Source organism: Nocardia sp. NPDC102475, from assembly GCF_055584605.1.
The window spans coordinates 420,970-440,790 of record NZ_JBVJLS010000004.1; the positions used below are offsets into that span (position 1 = coordinate 420,970).

Consider the following 19,821-nt stretch of genomic DNA (forward strand, 5'->3'; position numbering starts at 1 on the left):
AGAAATGACAGGGGTCGATTGCCATAGTGGCAGGCGCCCTGCGGTTTTGAATCACTTTCGGAGAGATGCTGATTCGGCAATGCCATTTTGGCGGTCGAGTGATCTGATGTGGAGACGCCCGGGCGGAAGGCTTTGATGCGAGATCCCGCCCGCTGGCTCGACGGTTCCATCCCATTCGCGGCCGGGTGCCCAAAGACTCGGTACGACCGGAGGCTCGCAATGATAACGAACAAGCAAGTGGCAGAAATGGATACACGCCGAAGTGCCCAGCCGAAAGCTGTTGGATTCGTGCGCGGTGACGTGTCCGGGCTCGCGGCACCTCGGCACGCGTGCGCAGTGACCCGGCACGCCGAGTCATTGGGCTATCAGTACGTTTACACGATACGGCCGCCACAGGACACGTCCGATCCGATCGGATATGCCCTCGGTATCGCCGCCGGGCTCGATGTGGCCGCGCTCATTGTCTACGACCTGGCTCATGTAGACGATCAACCGGCGCGGGTATGCGAGGACTTCGATCTCGAAACCGTCTGTCCCGCAACCACTTGGGCGCGGGCAGCGCGTCCGGGGCCGTGTGCGGTGGGTGCGGCCTGATGAGCCGGGAACTCACCTTCACCCTGCCGGAGATCTGCGAGTGCGCGGACATCGAGCTGGCGCACGAGCTGATGCGCAGGCACCGTACCTGCCGGATTCATCGGTGCGTGTGGAAGGCTGCGGCGTACTACACGCTGGTCGATGCCGGACGGCTCGTCCCGCAATCGGTGACCCCGCGCGAGCGGACCGCCGCCCGGGGGATCGCGTTTCCTCCGTTGGACAGCGAGCCGCACGCTCCCCGTGGGCTGCCCCTGCGCACATTGCACGAGGTACTGGACAAGCTCAACGAGCTGGCATCGCCGATTTCCGGCGCACGCGCGAACGATCACGACAACGACTGACTTCGAACGGGGGCCGGAATGAGCGAGCGTCGCACCGAGGTCGACGGCTGGCACGCGGACTGGCGGATCGATCGCCACCGCATTCGAATAATGCTGGTGCGCAACCTATCCGAAGCACAGCCGCTGCTGTCCGCCGCGACACCTGCCGTCGCACCGGATCTGGCCGACCTGCGCGAGCGATTCCCGGAGCTCTCTCGGTTATGGGATGCGATCCGGCACGAATATTGGGTCGAATTCTTTGTCCCCCAAGAACATTCACAGGGCACTATCTAGCGAAAGGAGTATCCGGTGACTTCCGATCCGGAATCGGTCCGAGAACAGCAGCTCGCCAGTCGCGCCGTACGAGCGGGCTACCTGCTGGTGCGCGATCAGCGCTGGACACTGCTCGACGCGGAAGACGGCGAAGCGCTGTATTCGACAGCGTCACTGGACCTCATCGAGCAATGGCTGTCCCAATGACACATCCGGCGAATCCCTACCGCGCCCCGACAACTCGGTTCGCTGCTGATTGTCCGGCAATCCGACTCATCATGGGCGGTCCGGGACGAGCAACCCGAGGCATGAATCAGCCTGGCGTGCAACCTCGCTCGCCCGGCCGCCGTGTCGGTGGGCGGTAGTACGGTGCGCCACATGGCCGCGAACCCGCACGACGCCTACTTCCGCAATGTGCTCGGCCGCCCCGCGGAGGCGGCTTCGGAACTACGCCTGGTATTGCCGAAGGAGATTGTGGCGCGCCTGGATTGGTCGACGCTCGAGGTGCAGTCGGGAACGTTCGTGTCCGATGAGTTGCGGTCCCGCCAGAGTGATCTACTGTTCCGGACCCGCCTCGGCGGCCGCGACGCGTTCGTCTATATCCTGTTGGAGCATCAGAGCCGCAGTGACAATCTGATGCCGTTCCGGATGCTCGAGTACGTAGTCAACATCTGGAACCATTACCTGCGCTCGCACCCCGATGCTCGACTGCTGCCCCCGATCATTCCGGTTGTCGTGCATGTTGGCCCGAACGGATACCGATGGACGGCCCCCATGGACGTGGCGGATCTGATCGACGCTGACGCCGACGCCCGAGCGGCGCTCGGAGACTACCTGCCACGGTTGCGGTATGTACTCGACGATGTCAATGCCGTCGATCTGCCCGCGTTACTGCGACGGCCGCTGACACCCGCGGCCAAGGTGATGCTCTGCCTGCAGAAAATTGTGTCGGGCAATCCCGACCTGGTGACGCAGCTGCTGCTTCTCCGCCCCGAACTGCGGGCCATTATCGCAGGTCCAGGCGGGAAACAGGCCTTCAGAGCCATCGTGCAGTACATTTTGTTCGTCGGCGATATAGACGCCGACGACCTCGATCCCCTCACCGATCAACTCGGGACCGAAGCCAAGGAGGTCATCGTGACTACCGCTGACAAGTTGCGTGCAGAGGGTGAAGCGCGTGGGGAGGCACGCGGTGAAGCGCGGGGTGAAGCGCGGGGTGAAGCCCGTGGTCGGGCGGCGGCGTTGATTGAGTTGTTGACGTTGAAGTTCGGTCGGTTGCCCGTGTCGATTGAGCAGACTGTTCGTGATGGTGGGTTGGAGCAGTTGAAGGTGTGGACCGCGCGGGTACTCACGGCGAGCACTCTTGATGACATCCTGGCCTGAGCGGTCGCTGCTCGCTCGCGCCAGCGCGGACCGATCAACTCGGGACCGAAGCGAAGGAGGTCATCGTGACTACTGCTGACAGATTGCGCGCAGAAGGTGAAGCGCGCGGTGAGGCGCGTTGGCGGGCGGAGACGTTGATCGAGCTCGTGACCTTGAAGTTCGGTCGGCTGTCTGTCTCGGTTGAGCAGGCTATTCGTGACGCCGGGGTGGAGCAGTTGAAGGAGTGGACCGCACGGGTGCTCACGGCAAGCAGTCTGGACGACGTCCTGGCGTGAGTGGGGCGCTACTTGACTGCCCAGCGCCGACCGATCAACTCGGGACCGAAGCCAAGGAGGTCATCGTGACTACTGCTGACAAGTTGCGCGCAGAGGGTGAAGCGCGCGGCGTAGCGCGCGGTGAGGCGCGTTGGCGGGCGGAGACGTTGATCGAGCTCGTGACCTTGAAGTTCGGTCGGCTGCCTACCTCGGTGGAGCAGGCTATTCGTGATGCCAGGGTGGAGCAGTTGAAGGTGTGGAGCGCGCGGGTGCTCACCGCCAACAGCCTGGATGATGTCCTGGCCTGATCGCGGTTTCACGCCGGTCGCGCTGTCGATACGGGTCTATTGCTGACGGCGCTGTGCGTTCTTGACGAGTCCGCCGCCGATGATCAGGCGCTGGATCTCGCTGGTGCCTTCGTAGAGTCGCAGCAGTCGGACATCGCGGTAGATGCGTTCGACGGCGACATCACGCATGTAGCCGGTGCCGCCGTGTACCTGTACCGCCAAATCGGCTACCTTGCCTGCCATTTCGGTGCAGTACAGCTTTGCGACCGATGGTGCGATGCGCCGGTCCTCGCCTGCCACCCAATTGCGCGCCGCATCGCGGACCAATGCCCGGCCCGCCATGACCCCGGTCTGCATGTCAGCGATCATGGCCTGCACCAACTGGAATTGTCCGATCGCGGTGCCGCCCTGGGTGGCGGTCGCGGCGTAGGCCACCGATTCGTCGAGGGCGCGTTGTGCGGCGCCGACCGCGAGTGCGGCGATATGGATCCGGCCGCGGGCCAGTGAGGTCATCGCCGCGCGGTAGCCGATATCCTCGCTGCCGCCGACCAGCGCCTCGGGACCGACGCGCACACCCTGGAATCGCACCTCCGCCGTCCACGCGCCCTCCTGTCCCATCTTGCGGTCCTTGGGCCCTACCTCGACGCCGGGGGTGTCGGCGGGTACGAGGAATACCGCGATGCCGGCGCCGTTTTCGTCGGCCGGGCGGGTGCGTGCGAAGGCCACGAACAGATCCGCCACTGGGGCGTTGGTGATGAATCGCTTCTCGCCGTTGATGATCCAATCCGTACCGGCACTGACCGCCGTACTCCGCAACGATGCCGGATTGGAACCCGCCCCGGATTCGGTGAGTGCGAACGAGGCCACCACCGCACCAGAGGCGATGGGCTCGAGCCATCGAGACTTCTGCTCCTCGGTGCCGAATCCGACGAGTACCTGGCCCGCGATCCCGTTATTGGTCCCGAACATCGACCGCAACGCGAGAGTGGTGTAGCCGAATTCCATCGCCAATTCGACGTCCTGTGCGAGGTTCAGGCCGAGGCCGCCCCATTCCTGGGGGATGGCGTAGCCGAAAAGCCCCATTGCCTTGGCCTGTTCGACGATATCGTCGGGCATCCGGTTCTCTTCGGCGATCTCGCGTTCCCGCTCGACGACGACGGTTCGGACGAACTTCCTGGTCTGAGCCAGGATTTCGCGGAAATCCTCCGGTGCGACCGCATCGACGGCGGTGGCGGAACTCGTCATGACATGGCCTCCTGGTTGACCGCCCGGCTAGTGTATATAACCATTACTGTAATACTAGCGGTATGTAATACGGTAACGCCCGGGTCCGGCCCCGCGGACCGGTGCCAGACCTCCGTTCTCGATGTATTGGTGCTGTGATGAATGCCTATGATGTCGGTCTGTTGCTACTGCGAGCATGCCTCGGCCTGACCATGGCCGCACACGGATACGGCAAGGTCTTTTCCGGCGGACGGCTCACCGGAACGGCTGCCTGGTTCGACAGCATCGGGATGAAGCCGGGGCCGCTGCACGCGCGCCTGGCGGCGGGCTGCGAGGTGGGCTTCGGTATCGCACTCGCGCTCGGCGTGCTCACCCCCGTCGCCGCGGCCGGGTTCGTCGCGCTCATGCTGGTGGCGGCGTGGACCGTCCATCGGTCCAATGGATTCTTCATCGTGGGCAATGGCTGGGAGTACAACATGGTGCTCGCGGTGGCGGCGATAGCCGTAGCGACGCTGGGCCCCGGGCGGATCAGCATCGATCGGCTGCTCTTCGATGCCGATCAACCCGATGGCTGGGTAGGGTTCGCGATCGCGGCCGGTCTCGGAGCGGCATCCGGCATCGGGCAACTCGCCATCTTCTACCGGCCGCAGGCCACGACGGTTTCCTGATGACGGAACAGACGATGTCGCCGATGCGCGACGAAAATGACGGCGGCACCGCGGAATTCGGCAACCAATTAGCGGCTCGACTCGCGGACTACGGCGACCGCCCGTGTATCGAGTTCGAGCAGCGATGGTATACAGGCGAGGAGATCGTCGACTACATCCGTGCCATCGCGCTCGCCCGCGCCGATGTCGCCACATCAGAGCGGGTCGCCATCATTGTTCGCAACCGCGTACCGCATGCGGCGGCGGTGCTCGGATGCATCGCCGAGTCGCGTCCGATCGCGATGATCAACTCCTACCAGTCCGCCGAGTCGATGGCCCGCGATATCGAGCAGTTGCGGCCGAGTGCCGTGATCGCCGACCACCAGGATTGGACCGCGCCGGTGCTCGCGGCGTGCGAACTAGTCGGTAGTGCCGGAGTTTCGCTCGCACTGGATCCGCCGCGGATCGAGACGGTGCTGCCACGCACTCGCGGCGCGGATCCGGTGGCCGAGATACCCGGCTTGCACATCTTGACCAGCGGAACGACGGGACCACCGAAACGGGTGCCGATCCCGATGTCCGCACTCGAACATACGGTCCGGACCATGACCGGCGGCGAAACCGCCGCATCCGACGATCCGCCGGAACTGGTGTACTGGCCATTCGGCAGTGTGGGCATCTGCCAGTTGCTCGCCGGTCCGTTTCTCGGCAAGCGCATGGTGTTGCTGGAGAAGTTCAGCGTCGAGGAGTGGGTTCGCGCGGTCAAGACCTACCAGATCAGGCGGGCTGGCGTGCAGCCCACCATTCTGCGAATGATTCTGCAGGCCGATGTTCCACGCGAAGACCTGGCCTCACTGGAATATCTGCCCGGTGGTTCCGGGCCGCTGGAACCGGAACTGCGCGCGGAATTCGAGCAGCGCTATGGTATTCCGCTGCTGTGGGCGTACGGTGCGACCGAATTCGCGGGCTCGGTCTGTGCGTGGACACCGGAGTTGCATCGACGATTCGGTGCCACCAAGCAGGGCAGTGCCGGCAGGCCGCTGCCGGGTGTGCAGGTCCGCGTGATCGATGCGGTGACCGGATCCGAAGCGGCGGTCGGAGCGCACGGCTTTCTGGAAGCCAAAGTGGCTGTGCTGGGCCCGGACTGGGTGCGCACGACCGATCTCGCTTCGGTGGATGCCGACGGTTTCGTCACGGTGCACGGCCGGGGTGACGGCGCGATCAGTCGCGGTGGATTCAAGATCCTACCCGAGACCGTACGCAAGGTGCTGCTCGGGCATCCCGCGGTCCGCGACGCCTGCGTGGTCGGTGTGCCCGATGCGCGGCTGGGGCAGGTGCCTTTCGCGGCGGTGGAGGTGCGCCGCGGCGTGCCTGCTCCGGTAGAGAACGAACTGAAAGAACTTGTCCGGCAAGCTCTTCCGAGCCACCATGTGCCGGTCGCGATCGCGGTGGTCGAACGATTGCCGCGCAATGCGGCATTGAAGGCGAAGCTCGACGAGGTGGCGGCCATGTACGGCCGCGGCTGACGGCACCTCGCCAGCCGCGGCGCTGCCTCGAAACTCCGCGTAACCGCGGTGGTACTCAACGACGGCCGCACTGTCGAACTCCGCCTCCTCGGTCACTTAGTGCCGTGTCCAGATAGCTTCTGCCGTATCGCTGCGCGTGCCAGGGGTTCGTCGAACGTAGTCGAATGGTGGTCGCCTACGGCGAATTCGACCGCCATATCACTACGCTCGGCCAGCTGCTGGAGGCGGATAGCGCAGCAAGGAATTTGGATGCGGCACCAGAATTGTGATGGCGCTCGGCTACGGCTCTGTGGCACCGGTGTTGAAATCGACCGTGGCGAAATTGACGGTCGCGAGTGCGGCGAGCTCGTCACCCGGCATTGCCCGCACTTCGACTTGGACGACGATGGACCGCTTACCCGCGTGCACGATCTTGGTCACGGCGCGCGCCGCACCGGTGGTAATGGCGCGAAAATAGCGCACACTCAGATCCGAGGTAACCACGCCGCCGCCGTTCGGTCGCATTGCCAGGGCCGCCGTGCCCGCCGCGATATCGGCCAGTGTCGCGATGAGGCCGCCCTGTAGTCCGCCCGAGGTATTGACCACGTGTGGAGCGACCGGAAGTTCCCAAACGGGCGCGTCGTCCGCGCCTCCGTTTCGGCGGAATCCGATGTGGTCGAGGAGCCCGCTGATCGCTTGCATCGCTGTCATGTCTTCGCTCACCTTGTCGTCGAACGCGTATTCAGTTGCTGCCCAGGCGCGACAGCAGGTGGCGCAGTGCCGTGATATCGACCTTGCCCGTCGATCCGCGCGGGATGCCCGCATCGGATTCCAGCAGCAACCAGATCGTCGGCACCTTGAAGGCGCTCAGCCGTTGTCGAGCCTCGGTGCGGAGCCGATCGATGGCGATATCGGCCACCACGGCCGCGGCCACCTGATCGCCGTGTCCCTGAACGACATTGGTGACGAAGGCGTTCTCGACACCGCCGATACCGCGCAGGGCTTGTTCCACTTCGCTGGGATAGACGGTGGCGCCGCTGACCTTGAACATGTCGTCGGAGCGGCCGTGATAGAACAGGAAGCCGTCTTCGTCGAGACGGCCGAGATCTCCGGTGGGGTAGAAGCCGTCGACGGTCAGCAGGTCTTCGCGACCGCGTCGGCAGATGCCGCGCAGCGTATGCGGTCCCCGGAGTTGGATCTCGCCCACCGTGCCCGCGGGTGCCAGGGTGCCGTCCGACGGATCGATGATGCGCACCTGCATACCGGTGAACGGTCGCCCGCAGCTGCCCGCCGCGGTGTCGGGCATATCGGTGTCGGCGCGGTAACCGCAGTAGGGGCCGAAGGATTCGGTCATGCCGAACAGGTTGGCGCGCGCACCGGGGCGCGAGCGCTGCTCGGGTGGCAGTAGTGCCTCGAGGCTGCCCGGCCGCAGCGCCGAGAGGTCGGCGCCGATCGTATCCGCTTGGCGCGCGAGCGCTTCGGCCTGATCGGGCCAACCGCGAAAGAGGGTGACCCGCTCGCGTTCGAGTAGTCGCAAGGTGGTTTCCGGTCGCGGAATCGCCTCGGTGATCAAGGTGGCTCCCGCCAGCAGCGCGGACAGAATGCCACCGCCGAAGCCGCCCACCCAGAAGAAGGGCATCGGCAGGTACAGCCTGGTGCGGCGGTCGATGCATCGACTGGCGAGTCCGGAGCGCACGGCCCCGAATGCATTGCCGTGCGAGTGGATTACGCCCTTGGGCAGACTTCGGCTGCCGGAGGTGAACATGATCGTGAGCGGATCGGCGGCGACGACGGTGTGCGCCAAAGCGGCGGCGACCTCGGTGGCCGTCGCGGTGACATGCAGCTCATTCACCTCATCGACCGTCCATATCCGCCGTAGCGCGGGTAGCGCCAGGTTTTGGATCGGCGCGTCGTCGGGTAGTTCGAGCTCGGATCGCAGGCCTTCGACGTAGCGGTGCCCACGGAACTCCTCGACCGCTATCACGAATTCCACTGCGGCGACGCGTAATTGCACTACCAGTTCCGGTGTCTTCAGTAAGGTGCTGAGCGGGACCAGCACCGCACCGATACGCGTGAGCGCGACCGCGAACTGTACCCAGCGAACGCTATTGGGCATGATCAGCCCGACTCGGGTGCCTTTGCCGATACCGGCCTCGACGAATGCCGCGGCCAGCTCGCGTGTCGTGGCGTCCAGTTCGGCGTAGGTCAGCCGTGTGGTCGGATCGATGACCGCTGCGTCGGCTCCATTTTCGTCGGCGCGCAGTCGTAGCAGTGCGTCGACGGTGCGTGCGCTCGCCGCGCCATCTTCAGGCATCGAACATCTTTCGGAGTCGTTGGACATCGACCTTGCCGCTGGACAGTGTCGGAATGTCCGCGGCGCGCGCGAATACGAACCGCTTGGGAATCTTGTACGCCGACAGTTCCGATCGCAGTCTTTCCCGCACGTCGTCGATGGCGCCGCCGTTCGGTGTCACGATCACCGCCGCGACCGTCTGACCTCGATCCGGATCGGGAATGCCGAGCACATGCGCGGTGGCCGCGGTGACCTTGGTGATGGCCTTCTCGACCTCGCCGGTCGAGACGTTCGCGCCCGCGGTCTTGATCATCGAATCGTGTCGGCCGATGAAGTAGACGAAGCCCTCGACGTCGACGCGCACCAGATCACCGGTGTGGAACCAGCCGTCGGCGTCGAAGCTCTCCTCCCGGCTGCGCTTGTAGTAGCCCTGCATGACGTAGCGGCCACGGATGCACAGTTCGCCGATCTCACCGGTCTCGACTTCGGCACCGGTGTCCGGGTCGACGATCCTGATGTCGAATCCGGGAGCGGGCTTGCCGAATGATCCGCGGCGCTGCTCCGGCTGATCGGATTCGTCACCGCAGAGCAGCACGACACCGCCCGCCTCGGTCAAGCCGAGCATATTGTGGCGCAGCTCGGGATCGCGGGGGCGCACTTGCTCGGCCATGATCGGGTGCAGGTTACCTCGGCGCATGCTGGACAGATCGCGATCGGCGTAGCTGGGATGCCGCGCGAGATGGGCGATGGCCGCCGCGAAACCATTTGTCATCGTGGGCTTTTCGGCCTCGAGCAGATCGAGGGTCGCACCGGCGTCGGTGGCGTTCGAGCACACCAGCGTCGATCCGGCGACCAGGGTCGCCAGCAGCCCGAAGGCGAATCCGCCGATCCAGAAGAACGGCGAGTTGCAGAACAGGATGTCCGCCTCGGTGAGGCCGCGGATCTCGTTCAAGTTCTTCTGGTGATCGAGCAGCGCGGCGTGCGTGTGCACGACTCCCTTGGGCGCGCTGGTGGATCCGGAGGTGTAGATGATGGCCAGCGGGTCCGAGCCGTCGACATCGTCTTCCATCGCGGTCAGCAGCGCTTGGTCGACGGACTCGGCGAAGTGGGCGAGACCCTCGATGCTGCGGACGCGGTACAGGTCCGTGCTGTAGCTGATCGCGACGTGGCGCAGTTGCGGGACCGTACTGCAGAACAACCTGCCCCCGGAGCCGAATTTCGAGCTGGTGAGCACCTCGGTCAGCCGTTGCACGTAATCGTGGGAGCGAAAGCTGTGGGCGGCCAGCAGAATTCGGATATCACCGTCGACCAACTGCTCGCGCATTTCCCCGGCGGTGGCCAGGGTGGAGAACGGGACGATCACGGCGCCGATCCGCGCGGCCGCTAGCGCGCCGACAACGAAATCGGAGCTGTTGGGATACAACAACCCGATATGGGTGCCTTTACCGGCTCCCAGTGCGATCAGTCCGCGGGCGAGCCGGGCCGAGCGGCGCTGCGCTTCACCATAGCTGAGGCGCTCGTCGTCGCAGATCAGCAGTGGATGATCGGGGCGGGTTCGGGCATGCCGGTGCAGCAGCCGCGCCACGGTGGGGGACTCAGCGGCCATTGTCGCCTCGCACGGCGGCCGCGGGTTCGCTGAAGTGCCGTCGCACCGCGCTCAGATCCGCCTTCCCGGACGGTGTTCGCGGAATGGCGTCGACGATGACGATCCGAGTGGGAATCTCATAGGCCGCCAACCGAGTTTGGAGGAACGCGACCAGTTGGTCCGTTTCGGTGGTCGTGCCGTAACGCAGTTCCACCATGGCCACCGGTGTCTCCCCGAGACGCTGGTCGGGCCGGGCCACCACCGCCGCCCCCTGCACGGCGGGATGGCTTTCCAGGGCGCTGCGCACATCGTCGGGCATGATCTTGAACCCGCCCCGGATGATCGCCTGATCGGCCCGCCCCAGGATCCACAGAAATCCGTCGGCATCGATGCGGGCGACATCGGTGGTGCGGATCCAGTCCGCCGACGGTCCCAGCTGGCCGGGGATCACCTCGAGCAGACCGGGCTGCTCGGCCCCCAGGACCGTACCGTCCTCGTCGACGACCCGCAGCCGAGCGCCGCCGCTTGCGCGACCGACGCTGCCGCGCTTGGCATTCCAGTATTGCTGGTGATCGGCGAGCGTCCAGCCCGCCACGCCGCCACCGAATTCCGTTGCGGCATAAGAGGTCAGGACCGGGATACCGAACTTCTCGTAGAAGGCATCGGCATCGGCGGCCGATAGCGGTGCCGTGCCGGAGGTGACGACGCGAATGCCCGCCAGATCGTCCTTGCCCAGACCCGAATGCAACACCGTGCGCAATGCGGCGGGCACCAGCGATACCGCGGCCGGGCGATGCGCACGCACTGCCTTGGCCCAGCTGCCTAGTTCGAACCGCGGCAACAGCACGAACGGCCGAGCTTCGGTGACGCACTGCAGTATTCGGAATATGCCGCCGATGTGGACCAGCGGCGCATTGACGATCGCGACACCGCGGCGTGGTTCGCTGGGCGCCGTCGCACGACTCGGGTCGGGGCCGAGCACACTGCGCGCGAGCATGTCGTAGGTGATATCGACGCGCTTCGGGGGTCCGGTCGTCCCGCTGGTCAGCATGTGCACCGCCACTCCCGGCTCGGCCGCACCGGGATCGCGCGGCTGCCCGGTCGAGTGCGGTTCCACATCCAATTCCGATATCGACACCGTCGCCGGGCCCGATTCGGGCGCGACCAGCGCCGCGAGATCGCTGGCGCGACCGATGACCAGCGGTAGCCGCAGTGCGGCGATATCGGCTCGGATCCGGTCGTCACCGCGTCCCGGATTGATCACCACGACGCTGCCGCCCCCCAGCAGGACGCCGAGAAATGCGGCGACATGTTCGGGCCGATTGCGCAGCAGGATACCGACCTTTCGCGGCTCGGTCCCGGGCTCGGTGGTGTATGAGCGGATGCGGCGTGCCATATCGGCGAGCAGTCGCCATGAGTACCACCGATCGTCGTATTCGATCGCGGGCGCGTCCGGGCGCAGGTCGAGCACATCGGCGATGCGCCGGATCAGTGCATGGTCGCCGCCGGGATAGTCGTTCATCACCGGATCCTCGGTTCGGTCGAAACTCGCTGTGGCGCGGTATTATCGGCGAGCTGGGCGGTACCGATCGGATTGCCCAGGCGGGTGTAGATGAGGCCGTGGTCCAGCGCGGCTCGATAGGGCTTGTCGAGTGATTCCCAGATCGCTTTGACCGTGCCCTGCGTGGCCGCGGGCGGTTTGGCGGCGACGGTGGCCGCGATCTCATGCGCGCGGGCCCAAAGTCGATCGCGCTCGACCACTTCGGTCACCAATCCGATGCGCAACGCGGTTTGCGCGCCGACGCGTTCGTCATTGCCCATCAGCGCCATCCGCAAGGTATCGCCGAGACCGACGCGTCGCATGAGCCCAACCGGTTCCAATGCGGAGACCAGCCCCGCCGAGACGTGCGAGTCGAAAAAGGTGGCCTCGGTCGAACAGATCACGATGTCGGCCTCGTTGACGAAATAGAACGCGCCCGCGGTGCAGAGACCGTGCACGGCGCAGACCACCGGCTTCCACATCTTCTGCCACTTCGGGCTGAGTGCCTCACCGGGATCCTCGTGATGCCACACACTGGCGGGCTGCCCATAGGGCTTCTTGATATCCAAACCGGCACTGAATGCCCGATCACCCGCCGCGCGCACCACCACGGCATGGACCGCATCGTCCAATTTGACGATATGCCAGGCACGTTCGACTTCCTCGCACATGGTGCGATCGAAGGCGTTGAGGCGCTCGGGCCGGTTCAAGGTGATGGTGGCGACGCGGTCGACCGGATCCACCTCGAGCAGAATGGTCTCGAATTCGGTACTCATCGGCACTGCCAGTCCGGGGTCCGCTTCTCGATGAAAGCCTGGGGTCCCTCGAGCGCGTCCTCGGTGCGGGTGACGCGCTCGCGGAACGATTCGGCCAGCATCTCCGCCTCGTGCAGCGGCACGTCCAGGCCCTTGACGATGGCCAGGCGGGTGCCCCGAACCGCCAGCGGCGCATTGGAATTGACGATATCGGCGATCTCGTGTGCGCGCTCGAGGAGTCGCTCGTGCTCGACGACCTCGGTGATCATGCCCAAGTCGTAGGCGCGCTGCGCGCTCATCCGTTCGTGCTTGCCCAGCAGCGCCATGCGCAGCGCGACCGAACGCGGCAGCACCCTGGCCAGGCGCACCACCTCGCGGCCCGCGACCAGACCGATGCTGACGTGCGGATCGAAAAAGCTCGCCCGCTCCGAGGCGATGACGATATCCCCGGTGGTGACCCAGTCGAGCCCCGCGCCGCAACACAATCCATTGATCGCGGCCAGGATCGGTTTGGTCATGGTGCGAAAGGGCGGTGTGCCCTCCTGCGGCGCTTCCCACTGCTCATAGGTGGACAGATACGGCCGCTCGTTGATCACCTTGCCGTCACCGGGGATGGCCTTCACGTCCGCGCCGGTGCAGAAGGCCCGCCCGACGCCGGTGACGATGATCGACCAGACCTTGTCGTCGCGCTCCGCCTCCTCGTATGCGGCCCGCAACTCGGTGATCATGTGCGGGCTGAGCGCGTTGAGGGCGTCCGGCCGATTCAGTGTGACGGTGGCCGTATGCCCGTCGACGTCGTATCCGATGGTGTCGAACGGCATGGGATTCCTTCCTCGGTACGGCTGCTGACGCGCGCTACTGATGTGTATACAGTAGACAGTACCGTTAGCCTTCTGCAAAGGTAGCGGATAGGCATCGACGACGAAAAGAGGCCCGATGGCTGAGCATGGGCACACACCCCCGAGCGGCGCTACGGCCGCGACCGGATCGGCGATTCGTTTCGGCGAGCAACCGCTGCCGCAGACCATGGCCGCGGCCGCCGCGATCCGCAGGCTCAGCGGGTTACTCCTGTCGCTGGAACATCCCCACCCGACCGTCGAGGCCATGCTCGGGCAATTCGCCGAATGGGAGCGCGAACTGGTCCTGGCGATCCCGCCGGATCCGGCGCCGCGGGTCGGCCCGACCCAAAGTGCTTCGCAGCGCGTCTATCTGGACCATTCCGCGGATATCGGCGCATACAATCCGTGTTTCCCGGAATACCGATTCGACCATCTCGGCATCGGCGCTGCCGCGGGCACGGTCACCTTTCCGCTGGTGCACGAGGGGCCGCCCGGGCTCGTGCACGGTGGGTTCCTCGCGGTCTTCTTCGATGCCGCCGTCCAGCACCAGAGCTGCGTGGTCGGCCTGACCGGCAAGACTCGCTCGTTGAATGTCACCTATCGCCGTCCGACTCCGATTCTGGTCGAGCTGCGATTCGAGATCGTCCGGTCGGTGGGGGAGTCCGGCATCGAATCGACGGCGCGGCTGATTCTGGAAGACGAGGTGCTGTGCACGGCGGTCGTCCAGACGGTCGCGTTGCCGCCCGAGCGGCTGACCGGCGCGCGATACGGAAAGCGATCCCCGAAAGAGAAGGAAGAGACACACCGATGACCAGTTCGAGCGCCGCCGACGGCCGCGTGCTCTACCACGTGGACCCGGACAGAAGGATCGCCACTGTCACGCTGAATAATCCGAGCCGGCGGAATTCCTACGATGCGGCCATGCGTGACGGTCTGGCCCGATACCTGGACCAGATCGCCGAGGACGACGACATCACCGTCGTGCTGCTGCGCGGGGCGGGCGGTGTATTCAGCACCGGCGCCGACATGAACAATGCCTACGGCTGGTACGGCGAGGGCGCCGGAAACGGCAAGCGGCCCACCAAGAGCCGGCCCAGCCAACGGCGGCGGCTAACGGTCGACCGCAAATCGTTCGACTTCTACCACAATTTCCTCGGGTTTCCGAAGGTCACTGTCGGCGAAATCAGTGGTTTCGCACTCGGTGGCGGTTTCGAAATGGCGCTGATGACCGATATTTCGGTGATCGCGCGGGATACGAAAGTCGGTATGCCCGCGACCCGCTTCCTTGGTCCCGCGCTCGGCAGTCTGCATATGTTCTTCCACCGGCTCGGTCCGGTGCTCGCACGTCGGCTGCTGTTGACCGGCGACATCATCGAGGCGAGCGGCGTCGAACATCTCGGTGTCTTCACCGAGACGTGCGAGCCGAACGCGGTGACCGTGCGGGCGCGGTACTGGGCCGAAAAGGCGGCGAAGATGCCTGCCGATGGTGTCGTCATCGCCAAGGAGGCGTTTCGGCTCGTCGAGCAGAGCCAGGCCTATCAAGGCGAGGAAGTGGCCAGCTATCTCTTCCACGCATTCGGGACCAATCTGCAATTCGCCTCCGGCGAATTCAACTTCGTCAAGACACGCGCGGAGCACGGGACCAAGGAGGCATTCCGGTTGCGGGACGAACACTTCCATGTCCCGGAACCCGAGGTGCCGTAGCGAGTCGGCTCACGAAGGCTCCGGCGGGATTGATTCGCGCCGGGTCTCGGCATCATCGAGATGCATTTCAGACCGCATTTTCGGGGGAGGTGGTGGCGTCCGCGGTATTTTGCTATCGACCCTGGAAGTCCGGTCGGCGACGCTGCTGGAAGGCCGCCAGGCCCTCCTTGAAATCTTTGGTGCGGCAGGCGAGTTCGAGGGCGAAGAGTTCGTGGTTCAGCGCTTCGGGCAGGGCGGTGTGCTGGTTGTGATGGATGGCCTGTTTGGTGAGTCCGAAGGCGATGGTCGCCGTCGCGCCGAGGCGGGTGAGTAACGCCTCGGTGTGCTGTTCGAGTTCGGCGGGGTCGGTAGCCTGATGAATCAGGCCCCAGTCGGCCGCGTCGGTGGCCTCGACCTTCTCGCCCAGCAGCAGTAGTCGTTTGGCTCGGGTGAGGCCGACCAGGCGCGGCAAAAGCCAGGTGGATCCGGTGTCCGGACTGAATCCGCGGGCCAGGAAGGGCTCCCAGAACACGGCATCGGCGGCGGCGATGGTGAAGTCGGCCGCGAGCGCGAGGTTGCATCCCATGCCGGCAGCCCAGCCGCGGACGGTGCAGACCACGGGCAGCTGAATGGTGTGGACGAGTTCGATGACCCGGTGTGCGGTATGGGGTATGCGCCGGACGAGGTCACCGGTCCGGGCCCGGTTGGCGGGGCTGTTGGTGGCGACCCAGTCCACCCCGGAGCAGAAATCGTTGCCTGCGCCCTGGATGTGGATGACGCGCAGGGTGTCGTCGGTGGCGGCGGCGGTGAGCGCGCCGACCAGATCATCGATCATGGTGGGGCTGAGTGCATTACGCCGGGCAGGGCGGTCCAGGGTCAGGCGCAGCAGGGAGCCGTCGCGGTGGCTGTGCACCGTGCCGCCGGTGGTGTCGTCATCGCTCACTGTTGTACCCGCGCCTTCTCCGGCCGCTTACCGATCGGACCATACTGTTAGATATACAGTATCTAATACTGTCAGGTGTGGCGATCGTGCGCTTACTCAGGGGATGACTTGGCCGATACCGAGCAGGTTGCCCTCGCTGTCGCGGAACCACGCACCCCGCTCGGCACGTCCCTTGCTCGGATAGTTGCCCTCGATATCCATGATCCCGTTGACGGTACCGTCGTATTCCTCGAACACCACGCCACGGGCACGCAGGCCCGCGACGGTTGCCTCGATGTCATCGACGTAGAAACCCATTTGGGTGAACGAGCCGTCCGACGCACCGGCGGAGGCGAACAGGCAGAAGACACCCGTGGCGCCTTCATAGCGCAGGCCGCCCTCGCGTTCCTCGACCGGTTCGAGGCCGAGTTTCTCGGCGTACCAGCGGCGGGCTCGGCCCAGGTCCTCGGTGGGTATGCGGGCTTCGATGTGTGCGTTTCTCAGCATCCTCGTCATGGTAGCCAGCCGGATGGAAGACTCGTGGGTCGGAACGGTCACCGTGATCGAGGGAGTTTGCGACGTGGAGGTCGTGTACAACATCGTCGTCGTCGCCCATCTGCTGGGTATGGCGGCGGTTGTCGGCGGGTATGTCGCCGGACAGCCGGGCGTATCCGAGCTGATGGTGTGGGGTGCGCGGGCACAGCTCGTCACCGGTCTGATCCTGGTGGGGATGGCGGATTCGATCGATTCGCTCGGCAAGGATCCGAATATGGCCAAGATCGGTACCAAGCTGGTCATCTCCGTGCTGGTTGCCGCGTTCGCCGAGATCGGTCGTGCGGATGCCAAGAAGGGGAAGCCGGTGCCGTGGATGACGCACGCGTCCGGTGGTTTGGCGATCGTCAACGTATTCATCGCGGTGCTGTGGACCTGATCTACTGGCGCGCACGGCCTTCGACATTGCGCCACCCGCGCCGTACCTTCGTTACAGGACGGAAGTAATGGAGGGCATCGGATGCGGGTCGATATCGAATTCACCAGCGGCGCAGTGACATTGCGGGGCTGGCTCTTCAGGCCGGAAGCGGCGTCGGGTCCCGTCCCGCTGGTGGTGATGACACACGGCTTCGCGGGCGTCAAGGAATGGGTGGCCCCGTTCGCGGAAGTGTTCAGCAGAGCGGGCCTGGCTTGTCTGGTGTACGACCACCCTGGATTCGGGACATCCGATGGCGAACCGCGTTACGAGGTCGACCCCGTCGCCCAGATCGAGGGCTATCGCGATGCGATCACCTTCGCGCAAACCCTGGAGGGCATCGATCCGGAACGCATCGGCATCTGGGGAACCAGTTTCGCGGGCGGGCACGTGTTGGTGGTCGCGGCGACCGATCGACGCGTGCGCGCGGTGGTGTCGCAGGTGCCACTCACCAACGGCTGGGCCAACTTCCGCAGTCTGGTCCCCTCCATCATGCTGCCCGCGGTCCATGCGGCCATCGCCGCCGACCGGCAAGCCCGCGCCTCGGGCAAACCGCATCAGATGATCAAGGCGGCCTCCGACGATCCCACCGAACTCGTCGCCATGCCCGGTATCGAGGTCTACAACTGGTTGATGGCCAACGGCCCGCAGATCCCCACCTGGCGCAACGAGGTCACTCTCTCCAGCGTCGACAAGTTCCAGTCCTACGCCCCGGAAGCCTTCCTGCGGCGCGTCTCTCCGACGCCACTGCTGATGGTGATCGCCGATCAAGACACTCTGACGCCTAGCGATATCGCCCTGCAGAGCTACGCCGAGGCCCTGGAACCCAAACAACTGGCGCTGATCCCGGGTCCGCACTTCGCCGTCTACGAGGAGCAGTTCGAACGAGCGTCCAGCGTCGCCCGCGACTTCCTGCTCGCCCAGCTGAGCGGATAACGCCTTCGAGCGAGTGGGTCGCGCGAGCCTGGAACAGCGAGGGCGACGTCGTCGGCGTAGCCGGTCCGCAGCCCATACGCGTGGGAGTGTAGTGGCGGCGCCGGGTTCGAAGTCGAGGGTGAGGCCCTATCTGCTCGACAGTCGGCGCATTTCGGCATCGAGTGCACGAACGGGTAGCCCGGAATTGGAGCCATGAGCTCAGAGTGGCCGGAACCCGGTACCGACGGCGTCCGACTGATTCATCTCATCCAGGATTACGCCGATGTCGATCGCCACGGCCGGATCGTGCACCGCCGGCGCCGCGTCGCAGGCGACATCGAAGACGGTCACGCCGGCCACCACGATCCCGATGTGCCCGATATTCATCCCGACCAGGCGGTCGGCGAGGGTCACCGGACCGCCCGAATCGCCCGGCCTGGAGCAGAGCTGGCTCCGGAACCACCAGTCGTGCGTATCCCACACCACGCCACAGTCGAAGCCGGAGGTCCGGCCGTTCTTGCAGACGATATCGCCCGGTCGCGGCGGTGCGCCGATGCCGCCGATGAAGGTCTGCGCCACCTGGCGAACCGGCGTGACCTTGGTGCGGTCGAATTCTATGACGGCGTAGTCGTTGCTGTGCCCGACCGCGGCGACGGTGCCGATGATGCCCGCCTGCTGTGTCTCGGCCTGGACGGACATACCGATATCGGCGCAGTGTCCGGCGGTGAGTCCGACCATCCGGTCGGCTCTGTCATAGCCGACCGTGGTGAGGGTGCATACCGCTCGGCCCTCGATCAGGATGCCCGAGCCGCCGCCCAGTGTCGCCATCTGTGCGGCTGTCGCGTCATCGGGGAGCCCCGAGGGCGCGACGACCGCGATGACCGCGGCCACCAGCACGCGTATCCCGATCCGGCCCATGGCAACCATGTCGCTAACTGTCCGCCGTGGTCGCAGCTTCTCGTGTTCGCTTTCGTTGCAGGTGGGAAACAGTTTGATGTCGCCAGCTGCGTTGTCCCGCTCGAGCGCGCCTGCGGTGCACATGGAATCTCCACAATTGACGCGGGTTCTCTCCACAGCGAGTGGCTAGGGTTTCGGTTCATGGAACAGCACGCGGCGGGCAATGGGCAGACGGCGCGACGGATTCTGGTGGTCGACGACGAGGTGACCATCGCGGAATCAGTGGCGGTGCGCCTGCGAGCCGAGGGGTTCACCGTCGATCTGGCGCATGACGGGCCGGGAGCGGTCGCGACGGCCGAGGCAGTGGTGCCCGATCTGGTCGTGCTGGATGTGATGCTGCCCGGCTTCGACGGTCTCGAGGTGTGCCGCCGTATCCAGGCCGCGCGCCCGATCCCGGTTCTCATGCTCACCGCGCGCACCGATGAAACCGATCAGCTCATCGGCCTCGGTGTCGGTGCGGACGACTACTTGACCAAGCCGTTCTCGCTGCGTGTCCTCACCGCTCGCGTGCATGCCCTGCTGCGCCGGCTGGATCGCGTCGCCGACCGGGACGGCGCCACCATCGTCGTCGGCGATCTACGCATCGATGTGGACCAGCGTCGTGTGTGGCGCGCCGATATCGAAGCGCAACTCACTCCGCTCGAATTCGACCTGCTGGCGCGCCTGGCACGACGTCCCCGCGTGGTGCTGGCCCGGGAACGATTGCTCGAAGAGGTGTGGGACTGGGCCGACGCCGCGGGCACCCGGGTGGTCGACAGCCATATCAAGGCATTGCGTCGCAAGCTCGGCGCGGACGTGATTCGCACGGTGCACGGTGTCGGCTACGCGTTGGACGCGCGATGAGCGATCACGCCACCGAGGATGTCGTGCGCGCGGGG

At 65.4% G+C, this 19,821-nt stretch carries 24 protein-coding genes; 14 read left to right on the forward strand and 10 right to left on the reverse strand.

The window, feature by feature from the left end:
* Window positions 1-246 precede the first annotated feature (246 nt).
* From ACZ60G_RS10160 to ACZ60G_RS10190, 7 genes are all read left to right on the forward strand, one after another.
* On the forward strand, window positions 247-594 hold the full coding sequence (locus tag ACZ60G_RS10160) for a hypothetical protein (protein ID WP_465808983.1): 348 nt from the start codon (window positions 247-249) through the stop codon (window positions 592-594).
* A complete protein-coding gene (locus ACZ60G_RS10165; protein ID WP_465808985.1) occupies window positions 594-935 on the forward strand; it encodes a hypothetical protein in 342 nt (113 codons plus the stop codon). Before ACZ60G_RS10160 ends, ACZ60G_RS10165 begins: the two co-directional genes overlap by 1 nt.
* Window positions 936-953: 18 nt before the next feature.
* Complete coding sequence (locus tag ACZ60G_RS10170) at window positions 954-1,208, forward strand: hypothetical protein (RefSeq protein ID WP_433602984.1); 255 nt, start codon at window positions 954-956, stop codon at window positions 1,206-1,208.
* 15 nt (window positions 1,209-1,223) lie between these two features.
* Window positions 1,224-1,394, forward strand: a complete 171-nt coding sequence (locus tag ACZ60G_RS10175; protein WP_465808987.1) for a hypothetical protein — start codon at window positions 1,224-1,226, stop codon at window positions 1,392-1,394.
* Between the two features lie 171 nt (window positions 1,395-1,565).
* Complete coding sequence (locus ACZ60G_RS10180; RefSeq protein WP_465808989.1) at window positions 1,566-2,570, forward strand: Rpn family recombination-promoting nuclease/putative transposase; 1,005 nt, start codon at window positions 1,566-1,568, stop codon at window positions 2,568-2,570.
* Window positions 2,571-2,635: 65 nt separating this feature from the next.
* Complete coding sequence (locus tag ACZ60G_RS10185) at window positions 2,636-2,845, forward strand: hypothetical protein (protein WP_465808991.1); 210 nt, start codon at window positions 2,636-2,638, stop codon at window positions 2,843-2,845.
* Window positions 2,846-2,910: 65 nt separating this feature from the next.
* Window positions 2,911-3,132, forward strand: a complete 222-nt coding sequence (locus ACZ60G_RS10190; RefSeq protein ID WP_465808993.1) for a hypothetical protein — start codon at window positions 2,911-2,913, stop codon at window positions 3,130-3,132.
* Window positions 3,133-3,168: 36 nt separating this feature from the next.
* On the opposite strand, the gene ACZ60G_RS10195 is transcribed toward ACZ60G_RS10190, so the two are convergent.
* Entirely contained in the window at window positions 3,169-4,356 is a 1,188-nt protein-coding gene (locus tag ACZ60G_RS10195; RefSeq protein WP_465808995.1) for an acyl-CoA dehydrogenase family protein, read from the reverse strand.
* A gap of 137 nt (window positions 4,357-4,493) precedes the next feature.
* Here ACZ60G_RS10195 and ACZ60G_RS10200 point away from each other — a divergent pair, with 137 nt between their 5' ends.
* Together ACZ60G_RS10200 and ACZ60G_RS10205 are read left to right on the forward strand one after the other, a co-directional pair.
* Window positions 4,494-5,003, forward strand: coding sequence for a DoxX family protein (locus tag ACZ60G_RS10200; protein WP_465808997.1), 510 nt, complete (start codon window positions 4,494-4,496; stop codon window positions 5,001-5,003).
* A complete protein-coding gene (locus tag ACZ60G_RS10205; RefSeq protein ID WP_465808999.1) occupies window positions 5,003-6,508 on the forward strand; it encodes a class I adenylate-forming enzyme family protein in 1,506 nt (501 codons plus the stop codon). Before ACZ60G_RS10200 ends, ACZ60G_RS10205 begins: the two co-directional genes overlap by 1 nt.
* 279 nt (window positions 6,509-6,787) lie before the next feature.
* Here ACZ60G_RS10205 and ACZ60G_RS10210 read toward each other — a convergent pair whose 3' ends face one another.
* From ACZ60G_RS10210 to ACZ60G_RS10235, 6 genes are read right to left on the reverse strand one after another with little or no spacing between them, the layout of a single operon-like run.
* Entirely contained in the window at window positions 6,788-7,198 is a 411-nt protein-coding gene (locus ACZ60G_RS10210) for a PaaI family thioesterase (RefSeq protein ID WP_465809001.1), read from the reverse strand.
* 31 nt (window positions 7,199-7,229) lie between these two features.
* Window positions 7,230-8,801: a class I adenylate-forming enzyme family protein gene (locus tag ACZ60G_RS10215; RefSeq protein ID WP_465809003.1), complete on the reverse strand. Its 1,572-nt coding sequence runs from the start codon at window positions 8,799-8,801 to the stop codon at window positions 7,230-7,232.
* Window positions 8,794-10,386, reverse strand: coding sequence for a class I adenylate-forming enzyme family protein (locus ACZ60G_RS10220; RefSeq protein WP_465809004.1), 1,593 nt, complete (start codon window positions 10,384-10,386; stop codon window positions 8,794-8,796). The genes ACZ60G_RS10215 and ACZ60G_RS10220 overlap by 8 nt, the downstream gene beginning before the upstream one ends.
* Complete coding sequence (locus ACZ60G_RS10225) at window positions 10,376-11,887, reverse strand: class I adenylate-forming enzyme family protein (RefSeq protein WP_465809006.1); 1,512 nt, start codon at window positions 11,885-11,887, stop codon at window positions 10,376-10,378. The genes ACZ60G_RS10220 and ACZ60G_RS10225 overlap by 11 nt, the downstream gene beginning before the upstream one ends.
* A complete protein-coding gene (locus ACZ60G_RS10230) occupies window positions 11,887-12,681 on the reverse strand; it encodes an enoyl-CoA hydratase/isomerase family protein (protein WP_465809008.1) in 795 nt (264 codons plus the stop codon). The genes ACZ60G_RS10225 and ACZ60G_RS10230 overlap by 1 nt, the downstream gene beginning before the upstream one ends.
* Window positions 12,678-13,481: an enoyl-CoA hydratase/isomerase family protein gene (locus ACZ60G_RS10235; RefSeq protein ID WP_465809010.1), complete on the reverse strand. Its 804-nt coding sequence runs from the start codon at window positions 13,479-13,481 to the stop codon at window positions 12,678-12,680. The genes ACZ60G_RS10230 and ACZ60G_RS10235 overlap by 4 nt, the downstream gene beginning before the upstream one ends.
* A gap of 115 nt (window positions 13,482-13,596) precedes the next feature.
* Here ACZ60G_RS10235 and ACZ60G_RS10240 point away from each other — a divergent pair, with 115 nt between their 5' ends.
* Window positions 13,597-14,310, forward strand: coding sequence for a PaaI family thioesterase (locus ACZ60G_RS10240; protein WP_465809012.1), 714 nt, complete (start codon window positions 13,597-13,599; stop codon window positions 14,308-14,310).
* Entirely contained in the window at window positions 14,307-15,203 is an 897-nt protein-coding gene (locus tag ACZ60G_RS10245) for an enoyl-CoA hydratase/isomerase family protein (protein WP_465809014.1), read from the forward strand. The genes ACZ60G_RS10240 and ACZ60G_RS10245 overlap by 4 nt, the downstream gene beginning before the upstream one ends.
* Before the next feature lie 112 nt (window positions 15,204-15,315).
* Here ACZ60G_RS10245 and ACZ60G_RS10250 read toward each other — a convergent pair whose 3' ends face one another.
* Window positions 15,316-16,125 carry an enoyl-CoA hydratase/isomerase family protein gene (locus tag ACZ60G_RS10250; RefSeq protein WP_465809016.1) on the reverse strand — a complete coding sequence of 270 codons (810 nt, stop codon included), beginning with the start codon at window positions 16,123-16,125 and terminating at the stop codon, window positions 15,316-15,318.
* A gap of 96 nt (window positions 16,126-16,221) precedes the next feature.
* Entirely contained in the window at window positions 16,222-16,611 is a 390-nt protein-coding gene (locus tag ACZ60G_RS10255; protein WP_465809018.1) for a VOC family protein, read from the reverse strand.
* A gap of 22 nt (window positions 16,612-16,633) precedes the next feature.
* Here ACZ60G_RS10255 and ACZ60G_RS10260 point away from each other — a divergent pair, with 22 nt between their 5' ends.
* Together ACZ60G_RS10260 and ACZ60G_RS10265 are read left to right on the forward strand one after the other, a co-directional pair.
* Window positions 16,634-17,035: a hypothetical protein gene (locus ACZ60G_RS10260; protein ID WP_465809183.1), complete on the forward strand. Its 402-nt coding sequence runs from the start codon at window positions 16,634-16,636 to the stop codon at window positions 17,033-17,035.
* 81 nt (window positions 17,036-17,116) lie between these two features.
* Entirely contained in the window at window positions 17,117-18,007 is an 891-nt protein-coding gene (locus ACZ60G_RS10265) for an alpha/beta hydrolase (protein WP_465809020.1), read from the forward strand.
* Between the two features lie 198 nt (window positions 18,008-18,205).
* On the opposite strand, the gene ACZ60G_RS10270 is transcribed toward ACZ60G_RS10265, so the two are convergent.
* Complete coding sequence (locus tag ACZ60G_RS10270; RefSeq protein WP_465809022.1) at window positions 18,206-18,913, reverse strand: S1 family peptidase; 708 nt, start codon at window positions 18,911-18,913, stop codon at window positions 18,206-18,208.
* 171 nt (window positions 18,914-19,084) lie between these two features.
* Between ACZ60G_RS10270 and ACZ60G_RS10275 the strand changes: the two genes are divergently transcribed.
* A complete protein-coding gene (locus tag ACZ60G_RS10275) occupies window positions 19,085-19,786 on the forward strand; it encodes a response regulator (RefSeq protein WP_465809024.1) in 702 nt (233 codons plus the stop codon).
* Window positions 19,787-19,821: the final 35 nt, after the last annotated feature.